Here is a 4,561-nt window from a genome sequence, read left to right as displayed (position 1 = left end):
AACGGCCCCTGAACCCAGCGCGGGAACAGGGGCCGTTCGGTGTTCGTGTGCCCGGATCTCGACCGGGCGGGAACCGACCCGGAGGGTCAGCGCTGCGATGCCGAGCCCGAGGTCTTCGGATTCCGGGCGACGGTCGCAGTGCCCATGACATCGGCCCACCAATCGGCCAGCGGGCTGGGATCGGGCCAGATCACCCGGTCGGTGTCTTTCGGTTCTCGGCTACGCGCGGTGGTGTCGTCCATCTCTTGCCTACCCGTTCCTGGTAACTCATACAACGATGAGAATCGCTCCGGCCGCATCGACGGAGCGATACCTGAACCGCGTACCACTGTACCGGAAGACCAAACTTCCTGGTCTGATCTTTCCATTCGATTACTTTCGGCCCCCGCGCCGATTACTTTCGGGCCGACCGCCGATACTCTCGGGCGACCGGCCGGGGGCGAGCTGTTCGCACGCGCGTCAGCGGTCGGCGGGTATGCCCTCACTGACGCCGAAACTGGCCTCCTCGGGGCTCACCAGTCCCAGCATGGACAGCGGACGCGGGGTGACGGCGTTGGTCAGATAGGTCAGCGTGATGGCCCAGCGGTTGACCCCGCGCGGCACGGCGTAGGTGTGATAAGCGCGGGCCACGATCTTGGCGGGCAGGCCCGCCAGCCGGATCCCCAGCGGGTTGGCGACCGCGAATCCGGGCCCGAGGTCCACGACCAGGCCCATGTCCTTGTGTTTGTAGGGCGCGGCGGCGCCGATGCCGAGCGCGGCCGCGACATTGCGCGCCAGCGTCCTGCCCTGTCGCCCGGCGTGCTGGGCGGTGGGCGGGGTGATCTGTCCCGGCGCGGTCAGGTCGGGCACCGCGGCGGCGTCCCCCGCGGCGAACACGTCGGGGTGGCCGGGCACGCGCAGGTACTCGTCGACGACCAGGCGGCCCCGTTCCATCGGCAGGTCGAGGGTGGACAGCACCGGCGCGCCGGTCACGCCGGTCACCCAGGCCACGGTGTGGGTGGGCACGACGGTGCCGTCGGTGAGCACCACGTGGTCCTCGGTCAACTCCGAGAGCGTGGTCTCCAGCCTGATCTCGACACCGCGTGCGCGCAGCACCTCGAGCACCTTGTCGCCGAGCTTCTCCCCCACCTCGGGCATGACCCGCTCGGCGGTGTCGAGCAGCAGGAAGCGGATCTCGGAACGGTCGACGCCGCGGCGGTCGGCGTAGGTGTCGGCCAGCGCGCGCAACTGCGCGATCAGTTCGGTGCCTGCGTAGGACGCCCCGACCACCACGACGGTGCGGCGCGCCCGGCGCACCTCGGGATCGTCCTCGTGGTCGGCCAGCTCCAGCTGCCGCAGCAACTGCTCGCGCAGGTACAACGCCTCGGCGACAGTCTTGAGTCCGCGCGCGTGCTCGGCCAGGCCGGGCACGTCGAACAGCCGGGTGACCGAGCCCGGGGTGAGAACCAGCTTGTCGTAGGACAATTCGCGCGGCGCGTGGTGCGGGCTGGTGACGGTGACCGTCTTGTTCGCCAGGTCGACCGATTCGGCGGTGGCCACCACGAGCCGCACCTTCGGCAGCGAGTCGGCCAGCGAGATCACCACGAACCGTGGGTCGATGAGCCCGCCCGCCACATCCGGCAGCAGCGGGGTGTAGAGCATGTAGTCGTTGGGGGTGACCAGCACGATCTCCACGTCCCGCTCGCCGCGGCGGGCCAGGGTCCGGCACAGCCGCCGCGCGCAGGTGAACCCGGCGAATCCGCTGCCGACGATCACCACCCGCCGGGTCGGCCGCGCGTGGTCACCGCCGGCTCCTGCGCTCTCCGATCCCGCACCGCCGTCCACGCGCACCGCACCGCCGTCCACGCGCACCGCGCCGTCATTCTCGCGCACCGCGCCGTTGTGTCGCGGCTCGCCGCCGATGTTGTCCGCCACGATCGCCCACCTCCTCGATCCGTTCATTCCTTCGGCCATTCCCGCCCCGATCCCGCCGAAACGGGAACGGGTGGTCGGCGGGGCCGAGGTCTCCGCGCCGCCTGCCCGGGTGGCGGGATCTGTCGCCGGGCGGGCGCGGCCGCTAGGGTCGGGGCGTGTCGCATCCCAGAATTTCCCGGCCCCTGGAGATCTCCGACAGCGTCGTGATCGCCGTCGATCCGCCGACGGCCTACGAGCACGTCAGCGATGTCACCCAGATGGGCCGCTGGAGTCCCGAGAACACCGGGGCGGTGCTGAGCGGCTCGGCCCGCGAGGTGCGGCCGGGCACGCGCTTCGTCGGCTCCAACGTGCGGCGCGGGTTCCGCTGGCACACCGAGTGCGTGGTCACCGTCGCCGACCCCGGCAGCCGCTTCGCCTTCGCGGTGCGCAAGTTCGGCATCGGCAGGCCGGTCCTCCCGGTCGCGGTGGCCACCTGGGAGTATCGCTTCGCACCGGTCGAGGGCGGCACCCTGGTGACCGAGATCTGGCGCGACGACCGGGTTCGCTGGCCCGACCCGGTGACGGCGGTCTTCGACCGGCTGGCGACCGGACAGCCCGGGTTCGCCCGGTACCAGCGCGGCAACATCCGGCGCACCCTCGAACGGTTGAAGACCGAACTGGAGGCGGAGGTCGGCCGCGCCTGAATCGGCGTCGTCGGCAGAAACCGACTGTCCCTTTCGCGAAAACCCCGACAGCGATGCCCGGATCTGAGAATGTGACTACTCGAAAACCATGAGGATCGTTCGCCGGAGGGATCGGATGTACCTGCCGCGCACAGCTGTCATCGGCGCGGGCATCAGCGGCCTGACCGCGGGCAAGATGCTCACCGACTACCGGGTGCCCTACGTCTGCTTCGAGTCCTCCGACCGGGTGGGCGGCAACTGGGCGTTCGGAAATCCCAACGGCCACAGCAGCGCCTACCGCTCGCTGCACATCGACACCTCCAAGCATCAGCTGTCCTTCCGTGACTTCCCGATGCCGGAGCACTACCCGGACTTCCCGCACCACAGCCAGATCAAGCAGTACCTCGACGACTACTGCGAGGCGTTCGGGCTGGCGGAGTCCATCGAGTTCGGCAACGCGGTCGAGCACGCCCGCAGGCTGCCCGGCGGTGGCTGGGAGCTGACCACCGCGCGCGGTGAGCGCAGGCTGTTCGACCTGCTCGTGGTCGCCAACGGCCACCACTGGGATCCGCGATATCCGAACTTCCCCGGCGAGTTCACCGGCATCAGCCTGCACGCCCACCACTACATCGACCCGTGGACCCCGCACGATTTCACCGGCGCCCGCATCCTGGTGGTCGGCCTCGGCAACAGCGCCGCCGACATCGCGGTGGAGCTGTCGTCCAAGGCGCTGGGCAATTCGCTGACCCTGTCGACGCGTTCGAGCGCCTGGATCGTGCCGAAGTACATCGCGGGCAGACCCGCCGACAAGTACTACCGCACCTCGCCGTATCTACCGGTCTCCTGGCAGCGCAAGCTCGCGCAGTGGGGGCAGCCGCTGCTCAACGGCACACCGGAGCGCTACGGGCTGCCCAAGCCCAATCACCGGTTCTTCGAGGCGCATCCGACCCAGTCGGTCGAACTGCCGCTGCGGCTCGGCTCCGGCGATGTGGTGGCCAAGCCGGACGTGGCCCGATTGGACGGCCGCACCGTGCGTTTCACCGACGGCAGCTCCGGCGAGTTCGACGTGATCATCTACGCCACCGGCTACAACATCACCTTCCCGTTCTTCGACCCGGAGTTCCTCAGCGCGCCGGACAACAGGATCGACCTGTACAAGCGGATGTTCGTGCCCGGCATCGAGGATCTGGTGTTCGCCGGCTTCGCCCAGGCCACACCGACACTGTTCCCGTTCGTCGAAGCACAGGCGCGGCTGATCGGCGCGTACGCGGTGGGCCGGTACCGGCTGCCCTCGCCGGAGCGGATGCGCCGGGTCATCGCCGAGGACGCCCAGCGCTACACCGGGCACATGCTGCCGACCCCGCGCCACACCCAGCAGGTCGACTACTTCCTCTACGAGCACGACATGCGCACCAGGGAGCTGCCCGCGGGCGCGACGCGAGCCCGGCTCCATGGGCCGCCCGCCTGGGCCCGGGTGGCCGAGACGGCGGCGGGAGAACTCCGATGAGCACGCGGACCACGATCGAGTTCGACTCGCACGGCACCACCTGTGCGGCCTGGTTCTACACCTGCGGCGATCCGAGCCCGTTCGACGGGCAGGCGGGCAGGCCGGTGGTGGTGATGGCGCACGGACTCGGCGGCACCAAGGATTCCGGCCTCGACCCCTTCGCTCGCAGGCTGGCCGAGGCGGGCCTGGCCGTGTGGGCCTTCGACTACCGGGGGTTCGGCGCCTCCGGCGGCGCACCGCGCCAGCACATCCGGCTCGCGGCCCAACTCGAGGACTACCGGGCGGCCGTCGCCGCCGCGGGCAGGCAGCCGGGCGTGGACCGGGGACGTGTGGTGCTGTGGGGTGTCTCGCTGTCGGGCGGGCACGTGCTGGCCCTGACCGCCGAGCGCGCCGACGTGTGCGCCACGGTGTCGATGACGCCGATGGTGAGCGGGCGATCGGCGGGGCGGCACGCGCTCGCCCAGCACGGCCCGCTTGC

Annotated in this window: 5 protein-coding genes; 3 read left to right on the top strand and 2 right to left on the bottom strand. The window is 70.4% G+C overall.

Annotated elements, in window-relative coordinates:
• Nucleotides 1-86: 86 nt before the first annotated feature.
• Both QH283_RS21445 and QH283_RS21440 read right to left on the bottom strand, forming a co-directional pair.
• Nucleotides 87-242: a hypothetical protein gene (locus QH283_RS21445; protein ID WP_280504767.1), complete on the bottom strand. Its 156-nt coding sequence runs from the start codon at nucleotides 240-242 to the stop codon at nucleotides 87-89.
• Between the two features lie 217 nt (nucleotides 243-459).
• Nucleotides 460-1,755, bottom strand: a complete 1,296-nt coding sequence (locus tag QH283_RS21440; RefSeq protein ID WP_280504768.1) for an NAD(P)/FAD-dependent oxidoreductase — start codon at nucleotides 1,753-1,755, stop codon at nucleotides 460-462.
• A gap of 314 nt (nucleotides 1,756-2,069) precedes the next feature.
• On the opposite strand from QH283_RS21440, the gene QH283_RS21435 reads away from it, so the two are divergent.
• The 3 genes from QH283_RS21435 to QH283_RS21425 all read left to right on the top strand — a co-directional run.
• Complete coding sequence (locus QH283_RS21435) at nucleotides 2,070-2,597, top strand: SRPBCC family protein (protein ID WP_280504766.1); 528 nt, start codon at nucleotides 2,070-2,072, stop codon at nucleotides 2,595-2,597.
• 115 nt (nucleotides 2,598-2,712) lie between these two features.
• Nucleotides 2,713-4,083: a flavin-containing monooxygenase gene (locus QH283_RS21430; RefSeq protein ID WP_280504765.1), complete on the top strand. Its 1,371-nt coding sequence runs from the start codon at nucleotides 2,713-2,715 to the stop codon at nucleotides 4,081-4,083.
• A partial coding sequence (locus QH283_RS21425) for an alpha/beta hydrolase (protein WP_280504764.1) occupies nucleotides 4,080-4,561 on the top strand: 482 nt, incomplete at its 3' end. The genes QH283_RS21430 and QH283_RS21425, both read left to right, overlap by 4 nt.

Origin of the sequence: Nocardia farcinica (assembly GCF_029867845.1) — a bacterium.
GTDB lineage: Bacteria > Actinomycetota > Actinomycetes > Mycobacteriales > Mycobacteriaceae > Nocardia > Nocardia farcinica_A.
The sequence above is the reverse complement of the archived record's forward strand: the minus strand, read 5'-3'. Positions and strand labels throughout refer to the sequence as shown.

Excerpts from the sequence above, each read along its gene's own strand:
- QH283_RS21445 (WP_280504767.1), bottom strand. The coding sequence starts at position 242 with ATGGACGACACCACCGCGCGTAGCCGAGAACCGAAAGACACCGACCGG.
- QH283_RS21430 (WP_280504765.1), top strand. The coding sequence starts at position 2,713 with ATGTACCTGCCGCGCACAGCTGTCATCGGCGCGGGCATCAGCGGCCTG.